General features: G+C 34.4%; 24 protein-coding genes and 1 pseudogene. 8 read left to right on the forward strand and 17 right to left on the reverse strand.

All coding sequences use genetic code 11. The features are described 5' to 3' along the window. Nucleotides 1-123: 123 nt before the first annotated feature. Both C568_RS0109330 and C568_RS0109335 read left to right on the forward strand, forming a co-directional pair. Complete coding sequence (locus C568_RS0109330; protein WP_018781335.1) at nt 124-471, forward strand: DUF4257 domain-containing protein; 348 nt, start codon at nt 124-126, stop codon at nt 469-471. An 85-nt stretch (nt 472-556) separates the two neighbouring features. After that, on the forward strand, nt 557-781 hold the full coding sequence (locus C568_RS0109335) for a hypothetical protein (RefSeq protein ID WP_006094581.1): 225 nt from the start codon (nt 557-559) through the stop codon (nt 779-781). 58 nt (nt 782-839) lie between these two features. Here C568_RS0109335 and C568_RS35275 read toward each other — a convergent pair. Together C568_RS35275 and C568_RS0109345 are read right to left on the reverse strand one after the other, a co-directional pair. Continuing rightward, nucleotides 840-1,444: pseudogene (locus tag C568_RS35275) on the reverse strand (MFS transporter); the annotation flags it as partial. A 38-nt stretch (nt 1,445-1,482) separates the two neighbouring features. Then, the gene (locus C568_RS0109345) at nt 1,483-2,418 is read right to left on the reverse strand and encodes an aldo/keto reductase (protein ID WP_018781337.1); all 936 of its coding nucleotides are present in this window, start codon (nt 2,416-2,418) and stop codon (nt 1,483-1,485) included. 106 nt (nt 2,419-2,524) lie between these two features. Here C568_RS0109345 and C568_RS0109350 point away from each other — a divergent pair, with 106 nt between their 5' ends. Further along, entirely contained in the window at nt 2,525-2,833 is a 309-nt protein-coding gene (locus tag C568_RS0109350) for an ArsR/SmtB family transcription factor (RefSeq protein WP_018781338.1), read from the forward strand. A gap of 40 nt (nt 2,834-2,873) precedes the next feature. On the opposite strand, the gene C568_RS0109355 is transcribed toward C568_RS0109350, so the two are convergent. The 3 genes from C568_RS0109355 to C568_RS0109365 form a co-directional block, all read right to left on the reverse strand. Further along, nucleotides 2,874-3,824, reverse strand: a complete 951-nt coding sequence (locus tag C568_RS0109355; protein WP_018765452.1) for a S8 family peptidase — start codon at nt 3,822-3,824, stop codon at nt 2,874-2,876. A 167-nt stretch (nt 3,825-3,991) separates the two neighbouring features. Next, on the reverse strand, nt 3,992-6,133 hold the full coding sequence (locus tag C568_RS0109360; RefSeq protein WP_006094587.1) for an MMPL family transporter: 2,142 nt from the start codon (nt 6,131-6,133) through the stop codon (nt 3,992-3,994). Nucleotides 6,134-6,398: 265 nt separating this feature from the next. Beyond that, the gene (locus C568_RS0109365; protein ID WP_006094588.1) at nt 6,399-8,279 is read right to left on the reverse strand and encodes an FtsX-like permease family protein; all 1,881 of its coding nucleotides are present in this window, start codon (nt 8,277-8,279) and stop codon (nt 6,399-6,401) included. Between the two features lie 269 nt (nt 8,280-8,548). On the opposite strand from C568_RS0109365, the gene nadE reads away from it, so the two are divergent. Beyond that, nucleotides 8,549-9,367: an ammonia-dependent NAD(+) synthetase gene (nadE, locus tag C568_RS0109370; protein ID WP_003197043.1), complete on the forward strand. Its 819-nt coding sequence runs from the start codon at nt 8,549-8,551 to the stop codon at nt 9,365-9,367. Nucleotides 9,368-9,426: 59 nt separating this feature from the next. On the opposite strand, the gene C568_RS0109375 is transcribed toward nadE, so the two are convergent. The 5 genes from C568_RS0109375 to C568_RS0109395 all read right to left on the reverse strand — a co-directional run bounded on the left by C568_RS0109375 (nt 9,427) and on the right by C568_RS0109395 (nt 13,149). Further along, on the reverse strand, nt 9,427-9,933 hold the full coding sequence (locus C568_RS0109375; protein ID WP_006094589.1) for a hypothetical protein: 507 nt from the start codon (nt 9,931-9,933) through the stop codon (nt 9,427-9,429). A gap of 100 nt (nt 9,934-10,033) precedes the next feature. Further along, nucleotides 10,034-10,495: an NUDIX hydrolase gene (locus C568_RS0109380; protein ID WP_006094590.1), complete on the reverse strand. Its 462-nt coding sequence runs from the start codon at nt 10,493-10,495 to the stop codon at nt 10,034-10,036. Between the two features lie 39 nt (nt 10,496-10,534). Then, nucleotides 10,535-10,732, reverse strand: a complete 198-nt coding sequence (locus C568_RS0109385) for a DUF4083 domain-containing protein (protein ID WP_018781339.1) — start codon at nt 10,730-10,732, stop codon at nt 10,535-10,537. A 312-nt stretch (nt 10,733-11,044) separates the two neighbouring features. Then, complete coding sequence (locus tag C568_RS0109390; RefSeq protein ID WP_006094592.1) at nt 11,045-12,205, reverse strand: transglutaminase domain-containing protein; 1,161 nt, start codon at nt 12,203-12,205, stop codon at nt 11,045-11,047. A gap of 206 nt (nt 12,206-12,411) precedes the next feature. Continuing rightward, complete coding sequence (locus C568_RS0109395; protein ID WP_003197034.1) at nt 12,412-13,149, reverse strand: YwqG family protein; 738 nt, start codon at nt 13,147-13,149, stop codon at nt 12,412-12,414. Between the two features lie 239 nt (nt 13,150-13,388). Between C568_RS0109395 and C568_RS0109400 the strand changes: the two genes are divergently transcribed. Continuing rightward, on the forward strand, nt 13,389-13,556 hold the full coding sequence (locus C568_RS0109400) for a YjcZ family sporulation protein (protein WP_003197032.1): 168 nt from the start codon (nt 13,389-13,391) through the stop codon (nt 13,554-13,556). An 88-nt stretch (nt 13,557-13,644) separates the two neighbouring features. After that, the gene (locus C568_RS0109405; RefSeq protein WP_018781340.1) at nt 13,645-14,574 is read left to right on the forward strand and encodes a patatin-like phospholipase family protein; all 930 of its coding nucleotides are present in this window, start codon (nt 13,645-13,647) and stop codon (nt 14,572-14,574) included. A 265-nt stretch (nt 14,575-14,839) separates the two neighbouring features. Here the strand turns inward: C568_RS0109405 and C568_RS0109410 are convergent, their stop codons facing one another. From C568_RS0109410 to C568_RS0109420, 3 genes are all read right to left on the reverse strand, one after another. Beyond that, on the reverse strand, nt 14,840-15,673 hold the full coding sequence (locus C568_RS0109410; RefSeq protein ID WP_018781341.1) for a VanW family protein: 834 nt from the start codon (nt 15,671-15,673) through the stop codon (nt 14,840-14,842). A 226-nt stretch (nt 15,674-15,899) separates the two neighbouring features. Further along, complete coding sequence (locus C568_RS32760) at nt 15,900-16,067, reverse strand: DUF3933 family protein (RefSeq protein ID WP_003197025.1); 168 nt, start codon at nt 16,065-16,067, stop codon at nt 15,900-15,902. Nucleotides 16,068-16,130: 63 nt separating this feature from the next. After that, entirely contained in the window at nt 16,131-17,585 is a 1,455-nt protein-coding gene (locus tag C568_RS0109420) for an aminotransferase-like domain-containing protein (protein ID WP_006094594.1), read from the reverse strand. A 121-nt stretch (nt 17,586-17,706) separates the two neighbouring features. Between C568_RS0109420 and C568_RS0109425 the strand changes: the two genes are divergently transcribed. Continuing rightward, the gene (locus C568_RS0109425) at nt 17,707-18,318 is read left to right on the forward strand and encodes a LysE/ArgO family amino acid transporter (RefSeq protein ID WP_018781342.1); all 612 of its coding nucleotides are present in this window, start codon (nt 17,707-17,709) and stop codon (nt 18,316-18,318) included. 452 nt (nt 18,319-18,770) lie between these two features. Here C568_RS0109425 and C568_RS0109430 read toward each other — a convergent pair whose 3' ends face one another. Together C568_RS0109430 and C568_RS0109435 are read right to left on the reverse strand one after the other, a co-directional pair. Beyond that, on the reverse strand, nt 18,771-20,000 hold the full coding sequence (locus C568_RS0109430) for an MFS transporter (RefSeq protein WP_003197019.1): 1,230 nt from the start codon (nt 19,998-20,000) through the stop codon (nt 18,771-18,773). A 268-nt stretch (nt 20,001-20,268) separates the two neighbouring features. Further along, on the reverse strand, nt 20,269-20,475 hold the full coding sequence (locus tag C568_RS0109435) for an alpha/beta-type small acid-soluble spore protein (protein WP_003197017.1): 207 nt from the start codon (nt 20,473-20,475) through the stop codon (nt 20,269-20,271). A 315-nt stretch (nt 20,476-20,790) separates the two neighbouring features. Between C568_RS0109435 and C568_RS0109440 the strand changes: the two genes are divergently transcribed. Further along, a complete protein-coding gene (locus C568_RS0109440; protein WP_018781343.1) occupies nt 20,791-22,461 on the forward strand; it encodes an IS200/IS605 family accessory protein TnpB-related protein in 1,671 nt (556 codons plus the stop codon). 291 nt (nt 22,462-22,752) lie between these two features. Here the strand turns inward: C568_RS0109440 and C568_RS0109445 are convergent, their stop codons facing one another. After that, entirely contained in the window at nt 22,753-23,286 is a 534-nt protein-coding gene (locus C568_RS0109445; RefSeq protein ID WP_006094575.1) for a GNAT family N-acetyltransferase, read from the reverse strand. A gap of 474 nt (nt 23,287-23,760) precedes the next feature. Beyond that, the gene (locus tag C568_RS0109450; protein WP_003197014.1) at nt 23,761-24,438 is read right to left on the reverse strand and encodes an MgtC/SapB family protein; all 678 of its coding nucleotides are present in this window, start codon (nt 24,436-24,438) and stop codon (nt 23,761-23,763) included. Nucleotides 24,439-24,849 lie beyond the last annotated feature (411 nt).

Genomic DNA, 24,849 nt, shown 5'->3' on the forward strand with positions numbered 1-24,849 from the left:
TCTGTTATAATAAAAGTGAACGAGCATGTAGCCAAACCAAATTTTCTCAATATACTTATATAAAATTTAAAAAGGAATACGGATGTAAAAAACGAATCTTATTCACTAAAAGGAGTGGATTTGATGGAGATGTATCAATGGCTAACTGCTGTTCTCATTGGTGGCATTACTGGTTTCGTTTCCCATCTTATCAATAACCAAGGCAAGTTATTGCTTCCACGCCGTTTAAAAACATTTTTTCATCTTGGGTTTTTCACTGATATTTTGACTGGTAGTCTTGCTGCACTTCTGGGACTCGTCTTATTTGATGTGATTACTATAAAAGAAATTATTAAAGTGTCCATTGTCACTGCCATTTCAGGGCAAACATTCTTACTTCATCAAGCCCTCGGCGGTGAACAGGCAAAAAACACACAGATTAGTAAAGCCGATGAAAAAATTCAAGAAATTGACAAATTATTACGGCGTTAATCTATACTTCATTTAAAAATTACTGTTATAATGGGGAATAAATATTTCTGAATTGCGTCGTCTGTCAGAAGAAAGGGTGTTTCGTATGCCAAAAAAGACAATAGAAGATTTCTTAACAGACTCTGAAAAAGAGGAACTGATAGAAAACTATAAATGTTTACGAGCAGCCCGCACAAAGCGCGAAGCTAACTATTTTGGTGAGGCAGTCAATCACCTATTGGATAAAGCCCAAAAACGAATTATTGAAGAAGCAGGAATCGAAGATGAAAATGCTGCAACTGTTCAATCCAAACGAAAAGCACTGTTTTAGACGCATCACTAAAACAGTGCTTTTTGTCATTTTGTTTACATAACAATATTATTATTGATTATAAAGAGGCGGTCTTCTGTTTTTCTCCTATTTCTCCCGTCATGTATCGATCGCTTTTTCGGAACACTAGAAGTGAAACCACATATAAGATAGCCGTAAATAAACCAATGAAAATAAAATTACCAAATGCTGCAATTAGCACCCCCGCTATTGCCGCCCCAATTGTTTGTCCAATATACATAGAAGAGTTTGCTAACGCCGCTCCTGTTCCCCTGGCTGTGCTAGACATCTTTTGCAAACGACTCATCATGAGTACAAATAGAATTCCTGTAATAAAAAATACAATAAAGAAAAATAACGCAACCAATAGAATATGTTTCAAATACGGTAAAATAACATATAGGCCAGCTACGACAAAAATACCACCATAAAATGCATACTTTTTACAAGTCTAGGTCCTACAATATTTCCTGTTAGATTTCCTAGTCCAAGTATAAGCATTGCTGTTCCTACTTCATTTACTTGTAACTTAAATTGAGTTGTTAACCATACTCCCAAAAATGAAAATGCTGCAAAGTTACCAGTTTGAAAAAGAAAATATGCAAAGTAAGTAAGTGAGGTTTTAGAATCTCCTAATAGTTGTTTATAACGACTTACAATAGAATGGTAAGAAAGGGGTAAGAAGCGTTTCCCCCTCTTTGTTAATCCTCTAGAATAGATTGTACATATTCCAAATCACACTCATTTAACGAGACATCTACTACCTTTACATTTTCTCTTACTTGCTCTGCACGTTTCCCACCTGGAATCACCGTATCAATTCCCCTTTGATTTAGAAGCCAAGCTAACGCTATATTAGATAACGTTGTATCTTTTTCTCTAGCAAACTCTTTTAATTTTTCAACTTTCATAAAGTTTTTCTTATATGTACGTTCCTCAAATAATGAAACATCATGGCGCCAATCTTTTTCATCTAATTTCAAATTTTCCGGATATTTACCACCTAAAATTCCAAAAGCAAGAGGTCCATATGGAATAAATGAAATCCCTTCTTCTATGCAATATGGTAAAAGTTCCTTCTCTGCTGTACGATCTAACATATTATAGGGAGCCTGCAGTACATCAATATCTCCAAACTGATTTGCCTCTTTTAACTGAGCTAGATTTACATTTGATATTCCGATTGAACGAATTTTTCCTTCTTCTTTTAAACGAACAAGTTCCCCAATTGAATCTATGTACATAGTTTCTGGATTGGTAAAATGTAAATAATATAAATCAATATAATCTGTCTGAAGTCTGCGCAAACTATTTTCTACTGCACTTCTTAAATAATTTGGTTCATTGTTAATACAAGTAGAGCCCTTAAATAAAGGCTGTATTCCTCCTTTTGTAGCAAGCACAACATCTTGTCGTTTTCCTTTAATTGTCTCCCCTATTAATTCTTCAGACCTTCCAACCCCATATGCGTCCGCTGTATCTATAAATGTAATTCCTTGCCTTATAGCTTCCTCAATCATTTTCATACCTTCTTGTTCATTCACATTCGAATATAAGTTGTGACCCCCTACTGCATTCGTTCCTAAACCAATTTGAGAAATCTGTAATTCTCCCTTTTGCAACGTCGTATAATTCATTTTCATCCCCCTATATTTCTATTATTCGAATATATTCGAACAATAGAAATATATCATGCTATATGATATATTTCAACTGAAAGAACTTATAAAAGTAGGTGACAATATGCGAACACTATACCATCCAAACCGAGAAGAAATTCAATTTTCTTCTGTCTTATATGCCCTCAGCGACCAAATTCGTTTACAAATTGTAAACATGCTAATGGAACAAAATGAACAATCATGTGGTGCACTAAATATTCCTGTGGCAAAATCAACCTTATCCCATCATTTTAAAGTTTTGCGTGAATCAGGTGTAATGTATACACGTATAGAAGGAACGCAGCGTTTTATTTCGATTCGAACGGAAGATTTAAACGCTCGATTTCCTGGACTATTAGATGCTGTCTTGCAAGCAACGGAACCGTATTAAAAAACATCTCATATAAATATGAGATGTTTTTTAATAGCAATTATTCTTTTAATAAATCTATTAAACCATTCCCTTCAGATGTTCGCTCATATCCTAATGGTACAGTACGTTTAATGAGTTGTGCATAGATTTCTGGTTCTGATAACTTTCTTCCATATTCTCTTTCACATTGTTTAATCAGAAGGGCTAATGCTCCCGCAATATGCGGCGTTGCCATTGACGTCCCACTTAATACCGCATACTTTCCTTCAGGATAAGTAGAAAGTATTTCTTCTCCTGGAGCGACTAAATCAATTTCCTGATTTGAATTACTAAAACAAGCAAGTTTCCTTTCTAAATTAACAGCACCTACTTCAATTACTTCTGAATAAGCACCTGGAAAGTCTAATTCCTCTGTTTCATCACTGCAATCTCCATTATTTCCTGCTGCACATACAACGAGTACGTCCTGTTTCACCGCATGTTGAATGACTTCATGTAACTCTGGAACATCTTGTGGCCCGCCGAGTGACATAGAAATGATTCGTACCCGTTCTTGATTAGGCCCTCTCCAGCGCACTGCATAATCAATAGCCTCAATAATTTGTTGATAGCTTCCTGAACCATCTCCTGATAATACTTTTAACACTAATAACTTAGCAAGTGGAGCAACGCCCAGTACCCCTACCCCATTTTCTGCTGCTGCAATTGTTCCTGCAACATGCGTACCGTGACCATTATTATCAAGATAGACTTTCGGGTCCCCTTCATAATCTTCAGTAAAATTTCTCCCGCCAATAATTCGATCTTTTAAATCAACATGATTTATATCACAACCTGTATCTAAAACAGCAACGACAATGTCTTTTCCTTTTGCACTCTTTTCCCAAGCACCAGGAGCATGAATCAGTTGTACACCTGGTGGAATTTCGTTCACTTGCTCTATTACTTTATCGACCGTAAACGGAATTAATTGAATACCTTTTTGTTTATTCGCTGTACTACTGTTCACCATAACCCCTCCTAAAAATATATTACCCTCCCGTTGAATGCGCTTACATTTATAAATAACATTCGTTTTCTCACTTCCATTTTCCTGCTTCAATATTTTTGTCAATATAAAAAAAACATCTTTTCCACCAGATATTCTGACGAAAAAGACGTTTTTGAAATCCTATATTACTTCATTTTTTGCGGCCACAAACTCCATTTCTTTAATAAAAGCATAATTGCTGGAACAAGCAATGTCCGCACAAGGAATGTATCGATAATAACCCCTAGTGCAACTACAAATCCAAACATAAACAGCTCTAATAAGGGCTGAGTAGTTAATACAGCAAATGTAGCCGCTAATATGATACCAGCAGAAGAAATGACGCCTCCTGTCGCTGTTAACCCATTTTCAATTGCTGCTTGTAACGAATGCTGTGCTGCTTCTTCCTTAATGCGTGAAACGAGCATAATATTGTAATCAACACCAAGTGCAACAAGGAACACAAACGTATATAATGGAATTCGATAACTCATGTCAGTATATCCAAACAAATGCTGGAATAAGAACATACTAAGCCCTAATGCCGCACAATATGATAACAATATCGTTCCAATCATATAAATTGGTGCAATGAGTGATTTTGTTTGAATACCTAATAAAATAAAAATTAAGCTAGAGATTAACACAACGATTAATGTTGTATCATGATTATTAATATCATACAGATCCGCTTGCTTTGCTGTTTCACCTGCGAAATAAACATGACCATCCTTTACAAATTCACTTTCTTTACTTTGAAGCGATTGAATCGTGTCCATTGCTTGTAATGAGTATGGTTGATCTTTTAAAATTAATTGTACTTTTGCCGCTTTTCCATCCTCAGACAATAATTGACTTGTGTTCTTTTTAATCGTTTCAATAGAAGGATTCAACCCTTCTACACCTTTTTGTTTGTCTAGCTTTTCTACAAACTGTACGATTTCTTCATTTGATAATTTTCCCTCTTTATTTACTACAACTGTAATTGGTGCCAATTGACCAGGAGAGTATTTCTTTTCAATTAATTCATATCCTTGTCTGGATTCTAAATTGTCCGGGAAAGACTTTAATAGATTGAATGAATACTTAATTTGAAAAATATTCATTGAGCATACAATTAGAAATACAGCAACCGCTCCTCCAATAATATATGGTCTACTTACTACGACATGACTCACCTTTTTCCATATCACGTGTTTTTCTTTTTGCTGCCCAATTTTTGGAATAAACGGCCAGAATGCTTTTCTACCAAACAGCGTAAAGAGGGCAGGTAGTAATGTAATTCCACCTAGAATAATGACAACAAGCGCAATAGAAAATAGCGGGGCGAAGTTTCGATAACCATTATATACTGCGAAAAACAGCATTAACATCGAAGCAAGCACAGTACTCCCACTAAAGAAAATCGGTTCGCCTACCCTTCTCATCGCTTGCTTCATACTTTCATATTTATCTTCACGCTTTTGCAACTCTTCCTTGTACCTTGCAAAAATAAATAAAGCATAATCCGTTAACGCGGCGAATAATAAGATTGACATAATCGACAAGGATTGTGATTTTATTTCGAGGCCAAATTTACCAAATAAACCAAGGGTTCGGTCGATTACTTGGTACACAATAATTGCCGCTATGAGTGGAATAACTGCTAATAGTGGCGAACGATAAATCATAATTAATAATACAAAAATCAACCCAATTGTTGATAATAGAAGTACTACATCAGCATTTTTAAAAATTTCTAACGTATCCGCAGCAATCCCCGCTGGACCCGTTACCTTCGCCTCCATACTAGAAGGTAATTCCTGTTTCAATTCTTTTTTTATTTGATTTACAGTATTGTGAATCTCTTTTACTTCTAGATTATTTGTCATTGTAACAGGTAAAATAAAACTTGTTTTATCTTTAGATAAAAAACCTGTTAACATTTGAACTGGCATTTCACTAATTGGTACAATTTTCTCGACATGCTTTATTTTCTTATCCTCTAGCCTCTTGGTCATTTCTTGAATATGTTGTAACTCTTCTTCCTTCATTTCCTCTTTTTGATCAAATACAATAATAGCCGGTAATCCTTCATCATTTGGAAAATACTTTTCTACTTGTTTTTCAGCTTGCAAGGATGCTGCGCTTTTCGGAATGCCATCACCACTTACATTATTTGCGTATTTCTTTGCTGGTTTGGAGACTCCTGTTAGTACAAGCATAATAATAATCCAAGATACAACAATGATTTTCGCACCTTTTTTACTACTCGCAAAGTCTGTTGTGCTCTGTAACCATTTCAACATACAAACCCTCCTTACACATTATTAACATTTAATAAAGTTAATCATTAACTTTACACTATATGTATATTGCTTTCTTACAAACAAATAAAGTGTAGGACAAATATATGTGAAAAACAAGACTGTTCACAAAAACTACAAATTACTATTTGTATATACAATTATTAAAACATTACATGTAAACTCTTAAAAATATCCAAGTTTTTATTTATATAATAAAAACTCCCCTAACCTCATGTGTTAGGGGAGTTTTATGAACTACTATATGTTAACTCATTCGTAATCTTTCTTTCAATTGCTTTAAATAACGTGATCGTATCAGGATAAAGTACACAATTTGAATCCCTACAAAGATACTTAATACAATCGCATTTTCTTTTACAAGTGAATACTCAAACATTTGCCCTAAAGCTGTTAACGCAACTGCACCATGTAATGTCGCAACACCAATTGGAACAAAGAATAATAGCCCTAATCGGATCGTTACTACTTTTGCTAACTCACCACTTGTTAAACCTACTTTTCGAATGGAATCAAATAAACGATAGTCCTCTTCTAAGTCAGAGAATAAGCGGAAGTATAAAAAACTACCTGCACAAACAAAGAATACAATACCAATAAAGAATCCTACAAAAAAGATAGGTCCAGCAAATTGTAAAGCCTGATTTTGATCATATTCTGCAGCACTAAATCTTGAATATTCTTGATAAGCTTTTATCTGGTGGGTAAGTTCTTTTCCAGCTTCAATTTCATTTTTTGTTTCGTTTGTTTTATACATGTAATCTTTTACTTCTTTGAATCCATCTTGTAGTAAATTATATTGAGCTTCTGAAACTACATAGATATTTCCAGTAAGTACTTTACCAAGAGAAGATGTGTTAACTTTTTTTACCTGCAACGATTTGTTATCATTCGGTAATTCAATTGTTGTTCTTTCTTTTTTCGGTGGACCTGGTATTTCTATCGATAGAAATAGTACTGCATTTTCAGTTAATAAATCAACTGGCTCCCCCGTTAACTTTGCATACTTTTTATAATCAGATTCTCTTACAAATGTCGCATCTCTTAGTGGTTTATTTTCAGTTTTCTTTGATACAATATCTATTTTTTCAGCAGATATATGATATCTCTTCAATGTTTGTCCAATGAATCGTACGTGCTGTGGCTCATTTTCATCCCCTTGTTTAGAGTGATAATGGAATGCAATTGGTTGATTCATGATTCCCTTTGTCATGGAAGCAAAGCCGACTAATGTACCAATAGCTGAAAATGCTACAGTTGAAATAATGGTAACAATAAAGAACATCCGCGCGTTATCTCTCATACGGTACGCTAAATCTGAAAGAGTAATAATATTCGTTCTCGTCCAATACAACCGTTTACTCTTTTTACATGCTCGAATAATAAATACGCTGAGCTGCTTATAAAATAAGTATGTGCCAATAATGACAACTGTCGTTACAGGAATCAACATAATAAATACCATGGCACCATGCGAAATTAAAGCACCTATATATCCCGCTCCAAGCAATACTATAGCTAAGAACGAAGAAATAATTGAAGCTTTTGGTTCAGGCTTTGCTTTTACTGCACCTCTAAGTAGTTTCATAATCTGATTTTTACGAATCAGCCCTGCACTAAAGAATGAAATGATAATAAATAATATGAAAAACATAATGCTTGTTACACCGATTGCTGTTGTTGGTACATAGTATGATAAAGATAAATCTAACTTTAGTAATAATGGCGCTACCAAAATCAATATACCCGAAAACAGCATGCCGCAAATGATACCTGTAATAATTGCAGCGATACCGATCATAACATTTTCAAAAAAGATAAGACGCTTTAATTGAAATTTCGTCATACCTAGCATCATTAAAATTCCCAATTCACGCTTTCTTGTTTTTAAAAACATTCCCATTGAATACAAAATAAAGAAAAACGTAAAAAGATAAATAATGACCTGTGCAACAGACATACTTACAAATACATATTGACCTAATTGGCCTGCGCTTAATGCTGGATGAAATGCAAAAAATGAATAAACAAAAAAGGCCATAATTGCAAATGCACTACTCAAAAAATAAGCTGAATATGTTCGTCTATTTCGCGTTACATTACGAAACGCTAATTCCCTAATATTCATATTGTTTCTCCGCCCTTCCAATCACTATACTGCAATCATAATGAAGCGAAGAAATATCTTCCATCGATTCAAATGACAAAAACCTTACATTTTTGAAAGGTTACAGAAAAATTGATTAAACAACGTAGTTTTTTTATAATGACTACATTCATATTCATACGTTCAACCTATTGTATATTCGCTAATTTTGCGAAATAATAAGGGTGGAGATATATGAATCAGTACATATAAACGTATTGCTTGTTCTATATGAATAGGAGGAAAACATAATGACATTACAAGAACAAATTATGAAAGCACTACATGTTCAACCTGTAATCGATCCGAAGGCAGAAACTCGTAAACGAATTGATTTTTTAAAAGACTATTTAAGAAAAACCGGCGCAAAAGGATTTGTGCTTGGAATTAGCGGTGGACAAGATTCCACACTAGCGGGTCGCTTAGCACAACTTGCAGTTGAAGAAGTTCGTAATGAAGGAGGCAACGCAACATTTATTGCTGTACGTCTTCCATATCACGTGCAAAAAGATGAAGATGATGCACAATTAGCGTTACAATTCATTCAGCCAGATCAATCTGTTGCTTTTGATATTGCATCAACAGTTGATGCATTTTCAAATCAATATAAAGACTTATTAGGAGAGTCATTAACAGACTTCAATAAAGGAAACGTCAAGGCTCGCATTCGTATGGTCACACAATATGCAATTGGTGGACAACAAGGTTTACTTGTTATCGGAACAGATCACGCTGCTGAGGCTGTAACAGGATTCTTTACAAAATTCGGAGATGGCGGTGCTGACCTTCTACCACTTACAGGCTTAACAAAACGTCAAGGAAGAGCTTTATTACAAGAATTAGGTGCTGAAGAGCGTCTTTACTTAAAAATGCCAACAGCTGATTTATTAGACGAAAAGCCAGGTCAAGCTGACGAAACAGAATTAGGCATTACATACGATCAACTAGATGATTACTTAGAAGGAAAAGCAGTTCCTGAAGACGTTGCAGAAAAAATCGAAAAACGTTATACAGTAAGTGAACATAAAAGACAAACACCGGCATCAATGTTTGATGATTGGTGGAAATAAACATATAAAGAAAAAAGAAGTCAATTTATATTGGCTTCTTTTTCTGGATTTTTTAAGCATTAATGTCTCATCAATAACACTATCCCTTTAAAAATTGCCACCCACACTACAAATGGCAAGTCTAACGTATTATGAACATTAACATTGTAATCATACATACTCAAAACATTTTTATATATCGAGGAGATTTTATTGGCTGTCATTATCAATTCTTCATCTTTACTTATAGTAATATTTTTAAATGCAAGCGTAGTCTTTATCTGATAACTATTTTTACCATACACTAAATTAAGTTCTTTTAATATAGACTCTTTTTTTAACAATGGTATATTTTTAACTCTCGCAATTTCGCTTCCATCCGGATGACACACTATAAATACATTATACATAACGCTTTCTTTTGTTGATATTGCCTTATACTCTTCTTCCCTACAAAAAAATGAATATTTTCCGTTTGGAAAGCTCCATCTAGGATAAAGTAGTATTTCCTCATTCGTTTTCGTTTCTTGTATATAAGTTTTTCTCAGGTCCATAAAGGAATCTTTAAAAACAAATTCATAAGTCATATCTTTTTCCTCTTGTCTTTAAAGTCTATTGTCTAATAGAGCAAACTAACTATTAACTAAATAAAAAATGTACGATATTCTTTTTAATGCAGTTTTTTCGTTAACGATATACAGCTGTTTTCCCTTTCAGAATATCTTGCAAACAATCCTTATGCTGTTCATTAAATAGTACAGGCATTTGATCTAACGGGAAAAACTGTAAATCTAAAGTTTCTTCTCCATCTATATTTTTACTTCCACCAATTATGGAGCATTTAAAGAACATTCCTATCGTCTGTGCTTGATCTCCATTCGGATATGTATGAAAATACTTTGTATATACGCCTATAAGCTCATCCACTTGCACCATATACCCAGTCTCTTCCCTTATTTCTCGAATTGCAGTTTCTTCAGCCGATTCTCCAATTTCCATTGCCCCGCCAAGAAATCCCCATGCACCATTATCCCCTCTTTTTTGAAGAAGCACTTCACCTACTTCATTAAAAACACAGCCGCCAGAAAAATTCAAAATTACATAATCATGCCCTACTTTTGTTCTTAATTTTCTAATATAATCAGCCATCTTAACTCCTCCAATATATCCTTCACCTATTCTATTTAATTATTTTTTATCTTTTTCAAGTAATTCTATAATTTTATCGAGCTTCTTCTCTATCTGATCGGAATGAACATTTTTTGTGGAAGAATTTATTAGTAATCTCCGAATGAAAAGAGTGAAAGATACGACAAATAACACAATAAGGCCTATCATGACGCACAAGTAAATCATTACAAATATATCATTTTCAAATAAAGACACATCATTCACCTGATTCCTATTTTTGATGATTTCAACATAACTTTACAATAAATAGGGTTTTAATTATGTGTTATCCATTCTAAAAATAATAGTTTTCTTCTATTTGTGGGCAGTAAGATCCCCACCTCAAAATTCAGCAGAAGCAAAGAGGATCAACTGCCCGTAAAAGCCGGATTGGTGAGGGCTAATAATCAGTGGGGAATGGAGAAAGCCCCACTGATTAAATTTTCATTTTATATGACTTAGCTATTTTAGCTTCTCTTTCTACTAACAACTAAGAAAAAAGAGTATCTACGGAAGATACTCTTTTCATTAATACTTAAACGTAATCGTCGCCAATGAATAGTCAGCTTGCGCACTATATGGGGCTACTTGATAAGAAACTCGTTTCACTCCGTTTGGCCAAGAAATTTCATTTAATACTTTTTTAACATCTTGCATCGTTCCATCCATAGACCGCTTATAGCGCACTTCTACTTTTTTAGGTTGTCCTGCAAATTGCTTCTGTAATTTTTTCTTTAATTCATTGTAGTTATCCGCTCCATATTTAGCAGATAAATATACAAGATTTGTATCCTTTAACATTTGCTGATATACCAGTGTTTTTGGACTTCCTACCTTGATTTTACTTGTTAATTCATTATAATAATTTGTTGTTGCTGCCGGATATTTACTCTGATCCCAGCTATGATCTTTACTGAATTGTTCATCAGACATATTAAAATATGAATAGGTTACACGTCCCTCTTTATCTGGAACCGGATCATCAAACGTAGTATCAAGATGATACCATTTTCCATCGATATTCACTAGATTCCAGGCATGCGCTTGCCCATCCCCCATCCCAGTTACGATATGGGATTGAATACCTGCTTCTTTTAATAATTGATAGGTTAATAATGTATATCCTTGACAAACCGCTGAACGATTCACCAACGCTTCATACGCCGTATAAGCTTTATAGGAAGTATCGTATGAAACATGTTTCACAACATAATCATGAATTGCTTTCACTTTTTCATGCTCATCCATGCCAACCTTCAAAATAGAACTTATAATTGATTTTGCTTGCGCCTTTACATGTTGCGTTTGTTCTTTTGATTCACGATATGTAATTTTTAATGTAAAAGTATAATTTTCTGGTATACCACGAATTGAATATTTTGTACTTGCTACATTGTATTTTAAGTACTCATCTGCATCTACTATCTTAGTATACTCTTTATAGAGCGTATCCATCACTTCTCTACCATTCTTAGCTTTTGTTTTATATGTGATTGTAATATTTTCTTCACGATTATCAATATGTTTTTTTAATTCTTTTTGGAAATTTTTTAATAATTTGGTATCCGGTTTTATATCGTCCACTTTTTCATTTGTAGCTGCATAAGATACTGCAGGAACTTGTAAACCACCAATCATAATCGTTGAACAAAGTGCGACAGCTGTTAAGTACTTGTTTGATTTCTTCATCTCATCTTGTCACGCCCTTCTACTTAAAATCATAAAAAATGTTCATATACTTTTAAAGTATACAATACTTTTTCAAAAAGAAAATATGGGATTGTGCATATTTATTAATCATTATTTTATCATCACTAAATATCGAATTTTTAAAAAATATATCGTAAAAGAAAAGCAGTAAACTCTTCAATAAGAATTAACTACTGCTTTTCCTTCTAACAAGACTGCAATACACAACATGTATTTTCAAAACGACGTTGCTTTAAATCTTCATTTCCAATGCAGAAATACAGCATCCCTAAATCTCCCCACATCATATTACAATTTGTATAGTCAGAGTCAACTTGGAATAACAATGTCATATCCTGATCATTAATACCAGCATATTCTCCAGCCTCCTCAAATACTTCTCTTTGCACTGAGAACGGTTCACCAAATACTTGATGATTATCATAATGATCTGGCATTAACTCCTCTAATAGTTGTAGAAAACGATCCGAATCAGCTTCATCTTCAATAAATAGCTCAGGGAGTTTATATGTTAGCTTAAATGATAATGCACATTGTGTATATTTTGATGGTTGATCACTTATCCTCTGTAATTGTTCTAGCGGAACGTTATAATATAGAACACGCCAAGTACCATCATATTGATAATTGCCATTATAGAAAAAATACAACATACCTGTTTCAGGTAAGTCATGCTCTATGTTCACGCCTTGTAGGTCAGCTAGATTGAATTGTGCAATAAAATCTAACGCTTTCCCTTCATAAGTTGGGTATTCAAATGTAGATGGAACATCAGGCATTCCCCCCATCTTTGAACAGCCAATTGAAAGTGACTCCTCTTGTCTCGGAATAACTTTTACACATGGAAATATAGTAGCTAATAGTTCTGGTTTTATATGTGTTAAATCATATTTATCAATTAATAAATCAATCTGGTTTCTCATAACTTCTCCTTACGTAAATGTGCTTATCCGTATCATAACACACATACAGTACATCCTTCATCCTAAAAAATCGAAATAAGTTATTCAAAAAAACAGGCTTATCCCTAGGACGCGAATAAGTTTAAAACAGCATAGTATACAGTGTTCCTACAAACACGATCTTTCATAATTCCTTATAGCAGATCCTCAAATTGTTCATTTTTCTTTATTTCAACTTTTATTATAAGGAGGCATTCCATATGGGTTATGGTTATGGTGGCGGTTACGGCTACAGTTGTGGTGGCGGTTACGGTTACGGCGGTTATGGTGGTGGTTGCGGTTACGGCGGTTTCGCTTTATTAATCGTTTTATTCATCCTTCTAATCATCATTGGAGCTAGCTGCTGTGGCGGCTTCATCGGTTGCTAAGTGGCTTTAAAAACTATTGTAAAAAAGCACGTGAATCACGTGCTTTTTTGCTATACGGCAAATCCAATCTTTGAAAGGAATTATTCCTATGAAAATCGATGGTGTCTTTGAAGGTGGCGGCGTTCGAGGAATTGCACATGTTGGTGCAATTTGTGCATTAGCAAAGCAAGGCTATGAATGTGAACGTGTAGCGGGAACATCAGCTGGAGCTATTATTGCAGCCCTTCTGGCAGCAGGTTACTCTTGTGAAGAATTAAAAACAATTATTAGTAACGTTAATTATCATCAATTTATAAAAAAAACTTTACTTGATAAAATTCCTTTTGTAGGAAAGGGATTAAATGCATGGGCTAAATTAGGGATTTATTCAAATGTTTTTTTAGAAACATGGTTAGAAGACTTACTACACAAAAAAGGGATTCATAATTTTAGCGACTTATCTAATCCACAAAACTTAAAAATCATTGCCTCAGATATTAGTAATGGAAAGATGGTTATTTTCCCTGATGATTTACCAAACTATGGATTTACAAATCAAGATTTCTCTATCGCAAAAGCTGTTAGAATGAGCAGTACTATCCCTTTCTATTTCGAACCAGTAAAATGGAAAACACCTAAATGGAAACAACCTTGTTATATGGTTGATGGAGGTCTTCTTAGCAATTATCCAATTTGGATTTTTGACTCACCTAATATACCCCGTTGGCCAACTTTTGGCTTTCATTTTGTAAAAAATGAAATACAAGCTGAACCTGTTCCTTATGAAGATCCCATCTCGATGTTTAAAGGCTTATTCAAAACGATGATGCAAGCACATGACTTACGCCATCTAGATAAAGAATCGAAAGCAAGAACCATTGCAATTCCAACTGGAACAATTACAAGTACAAAATTCCAATTAACTACTGAGGAAAAAGAATGGCTTTATCAGTCTGGTTTTCACGCTGCCGAAAAATTTTTACAGTCTTGGAATTTCAAAACATATATTAATCGATTTAGAAATGGGAATCGAATTTGAAAAAGAAATTAGCATTACTATCCATAGAATCCTTAGAAAAATACTTCTTACTGTATTCATTTACTTTTTTCATTATTTTCACATGGATATTGTAAGACCACTAAATCATAAAAAAGAAATAAGCCTAATAAACTAAATGTTTTATCCTACTACTTACGAACAATAATACCTCCAACTCAAAGTCCAACGAAAGTAAAGATGTTAGAGGTAAGATTAACTACCCGTAAAATTAAAGTTTCATTTTATTAGGCTTCTTCATAAAGTACTACTCCTCACTTTTACCACTACTATAAGCCAGAAGTGGCTCATACATCATTATTGCGTGATTTCCCGTTACATATTGATCCTCAACAAACTGTTTTTGTTGATTAAACGCTCTACGATGTATGACATTACATCGGATATAGCCACCCCAATACGCTGGCTTAATTGCATGTTCTTTTTCATATACTTCATATTGGTAAAGCTGAGGATAGGCTGTTCTCCATTCCCCTACTAAGTGTTCGTCTGTCACGTAAAGATGAAGTTGATAAGCTTGATCTGTTTCATTTTTTATTTGTAAATCAAGATAGTTATAGGAGCAAGTCGCACCACTTCCAAACGGCTGTGTACGCTTTGAATCAGGAAATACATCATAGCTATGACGATATCGCTCTGTTACGGTTAGTGTTGTATGTAATGTCATCCAGTATATTAAATTTGAAAGTTGACAAAGCCCACCTCCAACTCCTGGTTTAAAAGTACCATAATGCAATACCATTCCTTCTACATACCCTTTTCTCTTTGTAGTCTTACCTATTAAACGCCAATAAGAAAATGTTTCTCCCGGCTTAATTACAACACCATTTAACTGTTTAATAGCGATTTTCAAATTAATAATTTTATTCTCTTGATACCACATATCTACATCTTTAAGTTTACGAAGCAGTATTGTTCGATGCTGTATAACAGTACAAGGTAACTTTTCTTGTTGAAAAGTTTTAGCATACTTTTTCCCATCCGTTAACCATTGAATATTCCTTTTTACAGAGTAATACCACGTTCCTAACATAATACGATACTTAGACCTTTTTTTAGGCCGTATGTTTACTTCATTCATTTTATTCTCTCCTCTATCATCTATGTATTTTCTATGGTTAAAATAATACTTATAAGCTCATACAGCATTCTTATTACTGTTTCCAAATAAAATATTATAATATACAGAAATAAGTATAGTATTATCTTAGAAACAAAGAAATGATATTTGAAGTTAATTTTATACAAATATGAAAAAAGAGCGAATCTTAGATTCACTCTTTTTCTCTATTTTAGTAGCTTAACAATTAGGGATACTGTAATCCCTCCGCTTCTTCAGCAGTAACAACAACGTAGCGGCTTCCCGTCCTTAACCCTAATAATTCTGCTTTTTCAATCGCTTCTTGTTTTGTTTCTGCATAGGCAGCTAAATACTTTGTTCCATCGATAACCTGACAAATGACATATTGTTTCATATTTCTTCTCCTTTTCCAATTACTGGTATTTATGATATCATTTTTCACTTCTAAAAATTGTGATTATTGTACTGAGAGATTCTTTATCAATCTCGCAACCATTTCAATCCCTTTCTCTATATCATGCATTGAGGCATATGAATAAGAAAGACGTAAATATTGGCTTGCATTTCTATCATACACATTTCCAGGATTGAGTAGAATTTTTTCTTGTAATGCTTTTTCAAACAACTCCCGCATCGAAATGTTTTGTTCAATATGTAGCCAAATATAAAATCCACCGCTTGGTATTTGCCAAGTTGCTATATCTCTGCAGTATTTCTCTAGCATTGCAAGCATAAAGTCTCTCCGTTTTTTCAACTCAATTCGTATTTGCTGTATATGTTTCTCATATAACTCACTTGCAAACCATTCTGCAGCAACTCGTTGTGATAACGAACTCGAGCCGTAATCCATTTGCATTTTTATATCTGCCAATCTTTTAATGACTGGTTCTGGTCCAACAACCCAGCCGATTCTTAAACCCGGACTAATGACTTTTGACATACTTCCAATATGTAATACGATCCCATTTGTATCATATGCCTTCAATGGTTTTGGTGGAGACGAATCAAGCCATAAATCTTGATACACGGCATCTTCAATTATAGGTAATCCAATTTCATTACATACTTTCATAACGTCTTGCCTTCTTTGTTCATTCATGACAAGACTTGTTGGATTATGAAAAGACGGAATAGTATATAAAATTGAACCATTGAATCGTCTTTTATATTTTGAAATAAGTGATGGCTGAACCCCATTTTCATCCATCGGAATACCAAACAAACGCATTCCTGCAGATTGAAAAACATTGAGGGAGTATAAATAAGATGGTTTTTCAAGTAAAATGGATGAGCCTTTGCATAGAAGTCCCATCGAAATAAGTTGCAGTGCTTGAATTGCTCCCGAAACAATTAATATAGATGCCGGCGATGCAAAAATATCATATTTTTGTAAATACGTGGCTATTTGTTCTCTCAACTTGAAGTCTCCTCTTGGTTCCTCATATCCTAAAGGAATTTTCCCACGAGAAAGTTCTTTCATGATTTGCTTCGTTTTCTTTTCAGGTAAAAGTTCTGGTGAAAGTTCACCAGTACCCAATCGAATGATATGTGGATAAAATTCGGCTTCATTAATCTCTTGAATGGTGGGAAGATTCGGATAATAAATACCTGTTTCTACATAAGAATTCCAGTTAGGAGGAGGCACCAAAGTTGATACACTCCATGTATCGTTTCTCACAATTGTTCCTCTTCTACCCTTTCCCTCAATCAATCCTTGCGCTGCTAATTCATCTAAAGCCATTATAATTGTACTTCGATTCACTTCAAATGCTTGTGAAAAAGCTCGCTGTGACGGTAATTTTGTACCAATCGTCCATTCTCCATTTATAATCTTCTCTTTTATATATTCCTCAATTTGTTTATATAAGGGAATCGGAGAGAATCCATTTGGCTTCCAGTCAAATCGCTCCATTTTATCACCTCACTTCTTTTTGGTTGGTTTATTATCCAACCATATGGATGGATACAATTTCGATTTTCTTCTATACAATATACACTATCATATTTCAGTAATTTATATGGGAGGAAATAAAATGATTGAAGCAATTCTTCACGGAATGGTTCTTGCGTTTGGACTCATTATTCCATTAGGTGTACAAAACGTCTTTGTCTTTAACCAAGGTGCTAGTCAGCCAAATATTTTACGGGCTACACCAGTTGTTCTAACCGCATCAATCTGCGATACAATTTTAATTTTGATTGCAGTACAAGGTGTATCACTTATGCTTCTGACCTTTTCATGGCTAACAACAATACTTTATGTAATTGGATTTTTCTTTCTGATTTATATGGGATGGATGATTTGGAAAAGTGATTCTACAAAAGAGACGATTGAAGCAAAAACGATGACTATCAAAAAGCAAATTATCTTTGCCGCTTCTGTTTCCTTATTGAATCCTCATGCAATTTTAGATACAATTGGCGTCATTGGCACAAACTCTATTCAATATGTAGGCAACGAAAAATGGGCCTTTACTTTTACAACAATTATAGTTTCTTGGCTTTGGTTTATTGGCTTAGCATTTGCAGGGCACGTGCTGGGAAAATTAAATTCATCAGGAAACTCAATTGCAATTCTAAATAAAATTTCAGGGGTTATTATTTGGGGAGTTGCTCTTTACATGTTAAAACAACTCATTTTTTAGAAAAGAAAGTATAACGGTTCAGTATATTTATCCCGCATTAACGGGCAGTAAGACCCCCACCTCAAAATTTGGCAAAAGCAACGGAGTTAGGAGGGGGATGAACTGCCCGTAAAAGCCCGATTAGTTCAACTAATAATCAGTGGGGGATGAAGAAACCCCCCACTGATTAAAGTTTCACTTTATAGATAATTGTTAAACAATAATTAAAGTTGTATTTCTTGTATAATGTTCATAAAAGGAGCAGTTACTTATATGGAATTCCGATATCCGGTAAGCCATTAACAGCGTGCCTAAATAAACTTGTTGAAAATTTTGATTAACTGGCAATACCTGATTATGATCACTATGTTGATCATACGAAAGAGAATTAACAGGTTGAAATGATATATTAAAAAAGTCCATTTGCAATCATTTGCAGATGGACTTTTTGATAGACCTTATAAAATTTTGAATTAAGATGTAGGTTCCGGAACTGAATTTAAAGGTTTATTATTCTTTTTAGGCTTAATCCACACTATTGTAATAATTGCTCCAGCAACTGCAAATATGCAGGTTAAATAAAATACTTCATGATCTGTCCCCTTCATAAAGTAAGCATACAGAGGTGGTCCCGCTGCTACACCAGTAAAACGCATTGAACTATAAAAAGAGGTAACAGTTCCTCTTTGTTCTTTTTCAATCCCTTGTGTAATAAGAGCATCTAAACACGGTAAAGCAATCCCGATTCCCATTCCCATAACAACAAGACAAAGAATTAACAAGTAAATGCCTTTTAAAAATAATGGAAGTATAACAGACGCGGCTGCTAATATAAATCCGATATATATACATTTTTTCATAACATCTTGGTCATCACCAATTTTCTTTCCTGCCATGTATGAACTTATTGATAATACAAGCAACGGAATCGCAAGTATACAGCCTTTCCAAATTCCATGAATGTTATATTTCTCTTCCAATATCGTAGACAAATAAAAAAGAATTCCAAATAATATGAGCATAATGATAGCACCTAATGCAAAAATTGCGACTAACCATCTTCCCTTTTCTTGGAAAGTTGAACCGATTGATTGAATGAATTCTTTGAAAGGTGGTGCTTGATTTTCTTGTTTCTTTGCTTTTACTAACAGTAATAATAAGATGATAGCAACAGCACATAAAACTGGAATGGCCCAAAATGGTAAAAACCATACTACTGCTGCGAGAGCAGAACCTAATATTGGACTTAGAACTTTCCCAAATGTATTTGACGTTTCAATAATCCCTAATCCCGTACTTACTTGTTTTTCATCTTTATATAAATCACCAACACATGGGATTACAACTGGCATCGCTCCAGCAGCACCTATCCCTTGAATCGCTCTTCCAATTAGAATCCAAACATATGGATTTTCCACTTTCCATGATACCCAACCCGTTATTGCACCACCGATAGCTGCAATTAACAAACTTGGAACCATTACCATTTTACGTCCCCAGCGATCCGATAAATACCCAGCAATCGGAATCAATACAATAGCAACGATAGAATATATTGTAATAATCATGGATACTTGAAAAGAAGAGATATGGAGTTTTTTTTCAAGTGTCGGAAGGATTGGAATTAGCATGGAATTTCCTAATGTCATAACAAGTGGAACAGATGCAAGTGCAATTAAACAACAGTTTTCTTTTTTTAGCATGTTGATTTCGAGACCCTTCCTCACGTATTTCTTTCCATATAGTAACCCTGATGAAATTCATTTTTAAATTTCATCAGGGCTATCACATTTTGTCTGCTTTTCAACTTATATAACAAAAGAAATTGGAGTATATCATAGCATTACTTCTATTTTTCCAATCCTTACAACAGTATATTCGTGCTATTAAATGGAAAACTCACTTTTGTTTTAGTAAAAACTATACAAAAAAGAAAGGAAGAATTCTTCCTTTCTCTCATACTGCTTTAAATTAACGAGTATACCCGCCACCAAGCTGTTGTTCTGCCATAGCTACAAGGCGTTTTGTGATTTCACCACCTACAGAACCATTCGCACGTGAAGAAGTATCGGCTCCAAGTTGTACACCAAATTCCTGTGCAATTTCATACTTCATTTGATCAAGAGCTGCTTGTGCTCCGTTTGATACTAACTGATTTGAATTACGATTTCTAGCCATTACCGTTCACCTCCTTTATATATTAAAATGTTTAAAAATTACACGTTTTATACTTGGTATTTATTGGTAAAAAAATACATTTTTTAATTTTGGAATAAAAGTCCTAGTATGAATACACCTTCCCATGGGCTAAATACATTCGTAAGCTGAAAACTTCATATTTTATTATGTTAACCGAAAAGACCCCCTCCTCTAGACCAAGTGAAGGTGGGGGTCTTCTCGGTTTTTTCTTTTTAAAGAAAACGTCTCTTTTTTCAGAACGTATGTTTGTTTTGATGTATAATGATCTTATCAAATAAAATGAGGTGAAAACAGGTGAAGAAAGCGTATTTTTCGAAACGGATCTATAAGACAGATTTACCCCATGAGATGGTAGATGTAGTCACACAGACAATCGAAACATGTAATCGGGCGAAACGATTTGCATTTCAAACGATTGTTCGGGAAAAACGTTGGAACCGTAAGATATATACAGACAGTCTTCATCTCGTTCTCAAGCGGAAATATCAATTGAATGATTACTATGCAAACAGTGCGGCGCAAGAAGCGAAGGCGTTGTTTACAGGTTTAATGGAATTACAAAAACGATATGAGAAACAAACACAAGAGAAAATTAAGAAACTTAAGAAAAAGTTGAAACAAGAACGGACAAAACTGACAAACCTTCGTAAAATCAAACAAAGTTGTGTAAAAGGAAAGCTGACGTTTCCAAAAAACACTCGCTTCGCAAAGCACAACAACCTCATTTCCTTATCCCGTAAAAAAGACACATTGATTTGGCTGAATGAATATCTGTTTGAGCCCCAATACTTAGATGTTCAAATCAAAAGGATTCAGGCGAAAATCGGCCTTTTAACCCACAGCCAATACCGTTTAACTCAGAAACTTCCATCATATAAAACGCATATTCCAAGCGCAGTATTTGGAAGCAAAAAACTATTTCGCTCTCAATTTACCACCCGCGAGTTTGTACGTAACCACGACAAATGGAAAACATTCTTTTCCCGTTCTCGAAATAAACAACTCATTCTATCTGGCCGTAAAGATGCCAAACATGGGAATTTTGTGTTTCAGTATGTGCCTGAGACACAGGGATTATGGATGACGACAAGTTCCGGAAAAACACTGATGTTTCCAGCTGTTACGTTCCCGTATGGACAAGAAATCATTGAGGAAGTGATCATAACTCAATTACAGTGTGAAAATAAGAAAAAACACGGTAAACCAATTACGTGGTCTGTGGAAGACTATGGGGAATATTACATTGTAAAATGTTTAGTCGATGTACCGGAAAATCCTCACACAAATTATAGTAAATCAGATGGTGTCATTGGTTTGGATTGTAATCTTGAGCATTTTGCGTGGGCGAATGTAACGAAGGATGGGAATTACAAAGGAAGTGGTTCCCTTGGTTTTTCTATCATGGGTAAATCCACAGGACAAATCACAAAGATCATCGAAGTGGAAGCGATTCGCTTAGTGGACTTAGCGGAGCGGTATAACAAGCCGATTGTCATCGAGAAGTTAGATACAACCCAATCGAAAACAGGGAATCGATATGGAAATAAACATGCGAATCGAATGAGGAGTATGTTTGCTTATGAGAAGATGACAAGTGCAATTCTGAATCGTGCAGATAAAAGGGGTGTGGCTGTCTTTCAAGTGAATCCCGCTTACACTTCAATCTCCGGAAAGATGAAATACATGCGGAAATTCGGCATCTCTATTCATCAATCCGCGGCTTTTACGATTGGGCGCCGAGGGTTAGGGTATAAAGAAAAAGTACCTGGGGTGCTTCAGCCTTATATTCCAAAGAAAGACGCACATCACTGGAGCCATTGGCATCAATTAAACAATCGATTGGATATTCGCACGCATCATTTCTATCAGCTATACGATGTAGATCAACCGAAAGAAGTCTTACAAATCGAACGGTTACACTTGTTTGAAAATGAAAAGAAAAAACTAGCAAAACTATTTGCATGATAAAAAAGAGCACTTTGTCCCAGATTTTCACGCTTATTACCAGAGCAGATAACAAGTCTAGGAACTGGATGCATGACAAAGTGTTCTATCCTCGATATAAGAACAAAGTAGCTGTACCTATTTTGTTTACCTTTCGTCGGAAGATAGAATGGGTCGTCTTACATTACATACAGACACTACCGAACTCTATATTGTTGTATCCTCTTTGTTGAACGAGAGGAACTGTTTTTGTGAGGACAGAGACAGGAGAATCCCCCACCTCAAGCTCTTATAGAGGTAGGTGGGGGTAGTTCAATATGTTAAGCTCTTATACAGACTTTTAATATTTCTCCAACAATATGCCGTTTCTTCTACAGCTAACCTTTCCAAAAATTTTGTATCAATAAGTTCTGGTCTGAATTTTTCATAAAAAAGCTTAGAAGGATTACTAGAAACAACCCATACTAATACAGAAGACATATCATTTTTTATAAATTCTGACACAAGTTCTTGAAATAATCTCTTTCCTAATTTATTTCCTTGATATTCTTTCAATAAGTAAATCGCATACAGTTCTCCGTCACAATTATACTTTCCTGTTCTTTCATGACCACCATCAATAAATCCTATAATTTTCTGATCAAACGTTTCTGCCACATACCTATATTCATTTCCTACCGCTTGTTTAAAGATATTTTCCCATTGCTTTTCCCGACTTTCATACGTTGCATTGTCTATGATTTCATCATATATTATTCCTTTATATGTTATCTTCCAACTATCAACATGCACTTTTGCGATCCCTTTTATATCCTTTTCTGTTGCCTTTCTAATTGTTATATCCATTTCGTCTCCCCCTCTTGTCCCTCATTATACCAAAGGGTAACATAGCATCTATATCAATTAAGCAAATCATTTAATATTTCCCATTCTTCCCTATATAATTAATTTCCTATGGCAATTCATATCAAAAACATTTTAAAGTTGGAATAGTTGGAACAAATACAATCGCAACTAGATCTATCAAAGATTCACGTATATTACAAGACTTTTCTCTTACAGCGGTTTATTCAAGGTTAGAGCAAAAAAATTATGAAGGAGGCTAGACAACAAATCGGTCTTGTTTTCCCTACTGATAAAGTGGAATTTTAATCATGGGAGGTTCTTCATCATTCGCTTAACTTCTTTATTTTTTCTAAAATTGAAGGTTGGTTATTACTACTCATAATAGTGTAAAAAAACAATACTTTTCAAATAAAAAAGGGTGAATTTCATCACCCTTTTTTGATTTAACCTTGTTTCACTCATTAAACTTTATAATTATCTACTTTCAACCTCAACCGAAACAATATGATCAATTTCCTTTAAGGAACTGTATAATTCGGTTGTATATAAATCTTCAGGTGCTAATATAACCATTTCTAATTGCTGAGATTCACTATCAATATCTTTAATTTTCACGCGTTTCACTTGCATGTTTAAGTTTTTAATTTGTTTAAAAATGCCATCTAATTCTCGGTGCTCTTTTACGATAATTTTAATCGCTAAATCCCTTTGTCTTAAAGAATAAGGACCTGCTATTTTAACAAGGTGTGGCAATACATTTATGGCTAATATAATAAGAATCATTGCAACGATTGCTTGTATATAAAAACCTGCCCCAATTGCAATCCCTAAAGCAGATGCTGCCCAAACCATTGATGCTGTTGTTAATCCTGAAATCACATCATTATTTCTTCTTAAAATTACACCTGCTCCAAGGAAACCAACACCACTTACAATTTGTGCTGCTAAACGCATTGGGTCCATATTTGTATGTCCTGGTGAAGAGTAAACATTCACAGATTCAATCGAAACCATCGTAATTAAACAACTTGCTACAGAAATGACCATACTTGTTTTCACACCGAGTGGTTTATTCTTTAGTTGCCTGTCAATGCCTATAAATAAACCTAAAAAGAGTGCCAAACCTAATTTGAGTAAAAATTCATATGTCATTTTTCATTCTCCTTACTTATATGATGTTCATCATTTCTTTTCTTAAACATCTTTTTTCTCCTTAAACATTAAACTATAACTCTTTTAGAATTTCATTTCCAGTCTTTTCTGTCCTACAAGTTAAAAAAGCCGAAAAACATTATAATTTAAATGTCTTTCAGCTTTTTTGTCTATATTATTTGATTAAGGTATTTCATTACCTTTTCGCATTTGAGCCTTACACCTTAAATTTATGTATTACCTAACATCATACTATATAAATCCACTTTGATTTTTCGACATATAAATCGCTGCTACGAAGAAAAAAGATGACTTGCACTCGTTTTCTCTCTCTGTTTTCACTTGGCATAGGGCAAGAAGATGATCTGACCGCTTCTATGCATGGCCGGATGCTCTCTCCCCTAAAAAGAA

The sequence above is a fragment of the Bacillus sp. 95MFCvi2.1 genome (assembly GCF_000374965.1).
Taxonomy (GTDB): domain Bacteria; phylum Bacillota; class Bacilli; order Bacillales; family Bacillaceae_G; genus Bacillus_A; species Bacillus_A pseudomycoides.

Bases quoted from the DNA above. Each gene is read 5' to 3' on its own strand.
- C568_RS0109350 (WP_018781338.1), top strand. From the start codon at position 2,525: ATGCGAACACTATACCATCCAAACCGAGAAGAAATTCAATTTTCTTCT.
- C568_RS0109345 (WP_018781337.1), bottom strand. From the start codon at position 2,418: ATGAATTATACGACGTTGCAAAAGGGAGAATTACAGATTTCTCAAATT.
- C568_RS0109380 (WP_006094590.1), bottom strand. From the start codon at position 10,495: ATGGCTGATTATATTAGAAAATTAAGAACAAAAGTAGGGCATGATTAT.
- C568_RS0109450 (WP_003197014.1), bottom strand. From the start codon at position 24,438: ATGACATATGAATTTTTACTCAAATTAGGTTTGGCACTCTTTTTAGGT.
- nadE (WP_003197043.1), top strand. From the start codon at position 8,549: ATGACATTACAAGAACAAATTATGAAAGCACTACATGTTCAACCTGTA.
- C568_RS0109410 (WP_018781341.1), bottom strand. From the start codon at position 15,673: ATGAATGAAGTAAACATACGGCCTAAAAAAAGGTCTAAGTATCGTATT.
- C568_RS0109430 (WP_003197019.1), bottom strand. From the start codon at position 20,000: ATGCTAAAAAAAGAAAACTGTTGTTTAATTGCACTTGCATCTGTTCCA.
- C568_RS0109405 (WP_018781340.1), top strand. From the start codon at position 13,645: ATGAAAATCGATGGTGTCTTTGAAGGTGGCGGCGTTCGAGGAATTGCA.
- C568_RS0109335 (WP_006094581.1), top strand. From the start codon at position 557: ATGCCAAAAAAGACAATAGAAGATTTCTTAACAGACTCTGAAAAAGAG.
- C568_RS0109435 (WP_003197017.1), bottom strand. From the start codon at position 20,475: ATGGCTAGAAATCGTAATTCAAATCAGTTAGTATCAAACGGAGCACAA.
- C568_RS0109330 (WP_018781335.1), top strand. From the start codon at position 124: ATGGAGATGTATCAATGGCTAACTGCTGTTCTCATTGGTGGCATTACT.
- C568_RS0109390 (WP_006094592.1), bottom strand. From the start codon at position 12,205: ATGAAGAAATCAAACAAGTACTTAACAGCTGTCGCACTTTGTTCAACG.
- C568_RS0109420 (WP_006094594.1), bottom strand. From the start codon at position 17,585: ATGGAGCGATTTGACTGGAAGCCAAATGGATTCTCTCCGATTCCCTTA.
- C568_RS0109400 (WP_003197032.1), top strand. From the start codon at position 13,389: ATGGGTTATGGTTATGGTGGCGGTTACGGCTACAGTTGTGGTGGCGGT.
- C568_RS0109365 (WP_006094588.1), bottom strand. From the start codon at position 8,279: ATGAATATTAGGGAATTAGCGTTTCGTAATGTAACGCGAAATAGACGA.
- C568_RS0109445 (WP_006094575.1), bottom strand. From the start codon at position 23,286: ATGGATATAACAATTAGAAAGGCAACAGAAAAGGATATAAAAGGGATC.
- C568_RS0109375 (WP_006094589.1), bottom strand. From the start codon at position 9,933: ATGACTTATGAATTTGTTTTTAAAGATTCCTTTATGGACCTGAGAAAA.
- C568_RS0109395 (WP_003197034.1), bottom strand. From the start codon at position 13,149: ATGAGAAACCAGATTGATTTATTAATTGATAAATATGATTTAACACAT.
- C568_RS0109425 (WP_018781342.1), top strand. From the start codon at position 17,707: ATGATTGAAGCAATTCTTCACGGAATGGTTCTTGCGTTTGGACTCATT.
- C568_RS32760 (WP_003197025.1), bottom strand. From the start codon at position 16,067: ATGAAACAATATGTCATTTGTCAGGTTATCGATGGAACAAAGTATTTA.
- C568_RS0109360 (WP_006094587.1), bottom strand. From the start codon at position 6,133: ATGTTGAAATGGTTACAGAGCACAACAGACTTTGCGAGTAGTAAAAAA.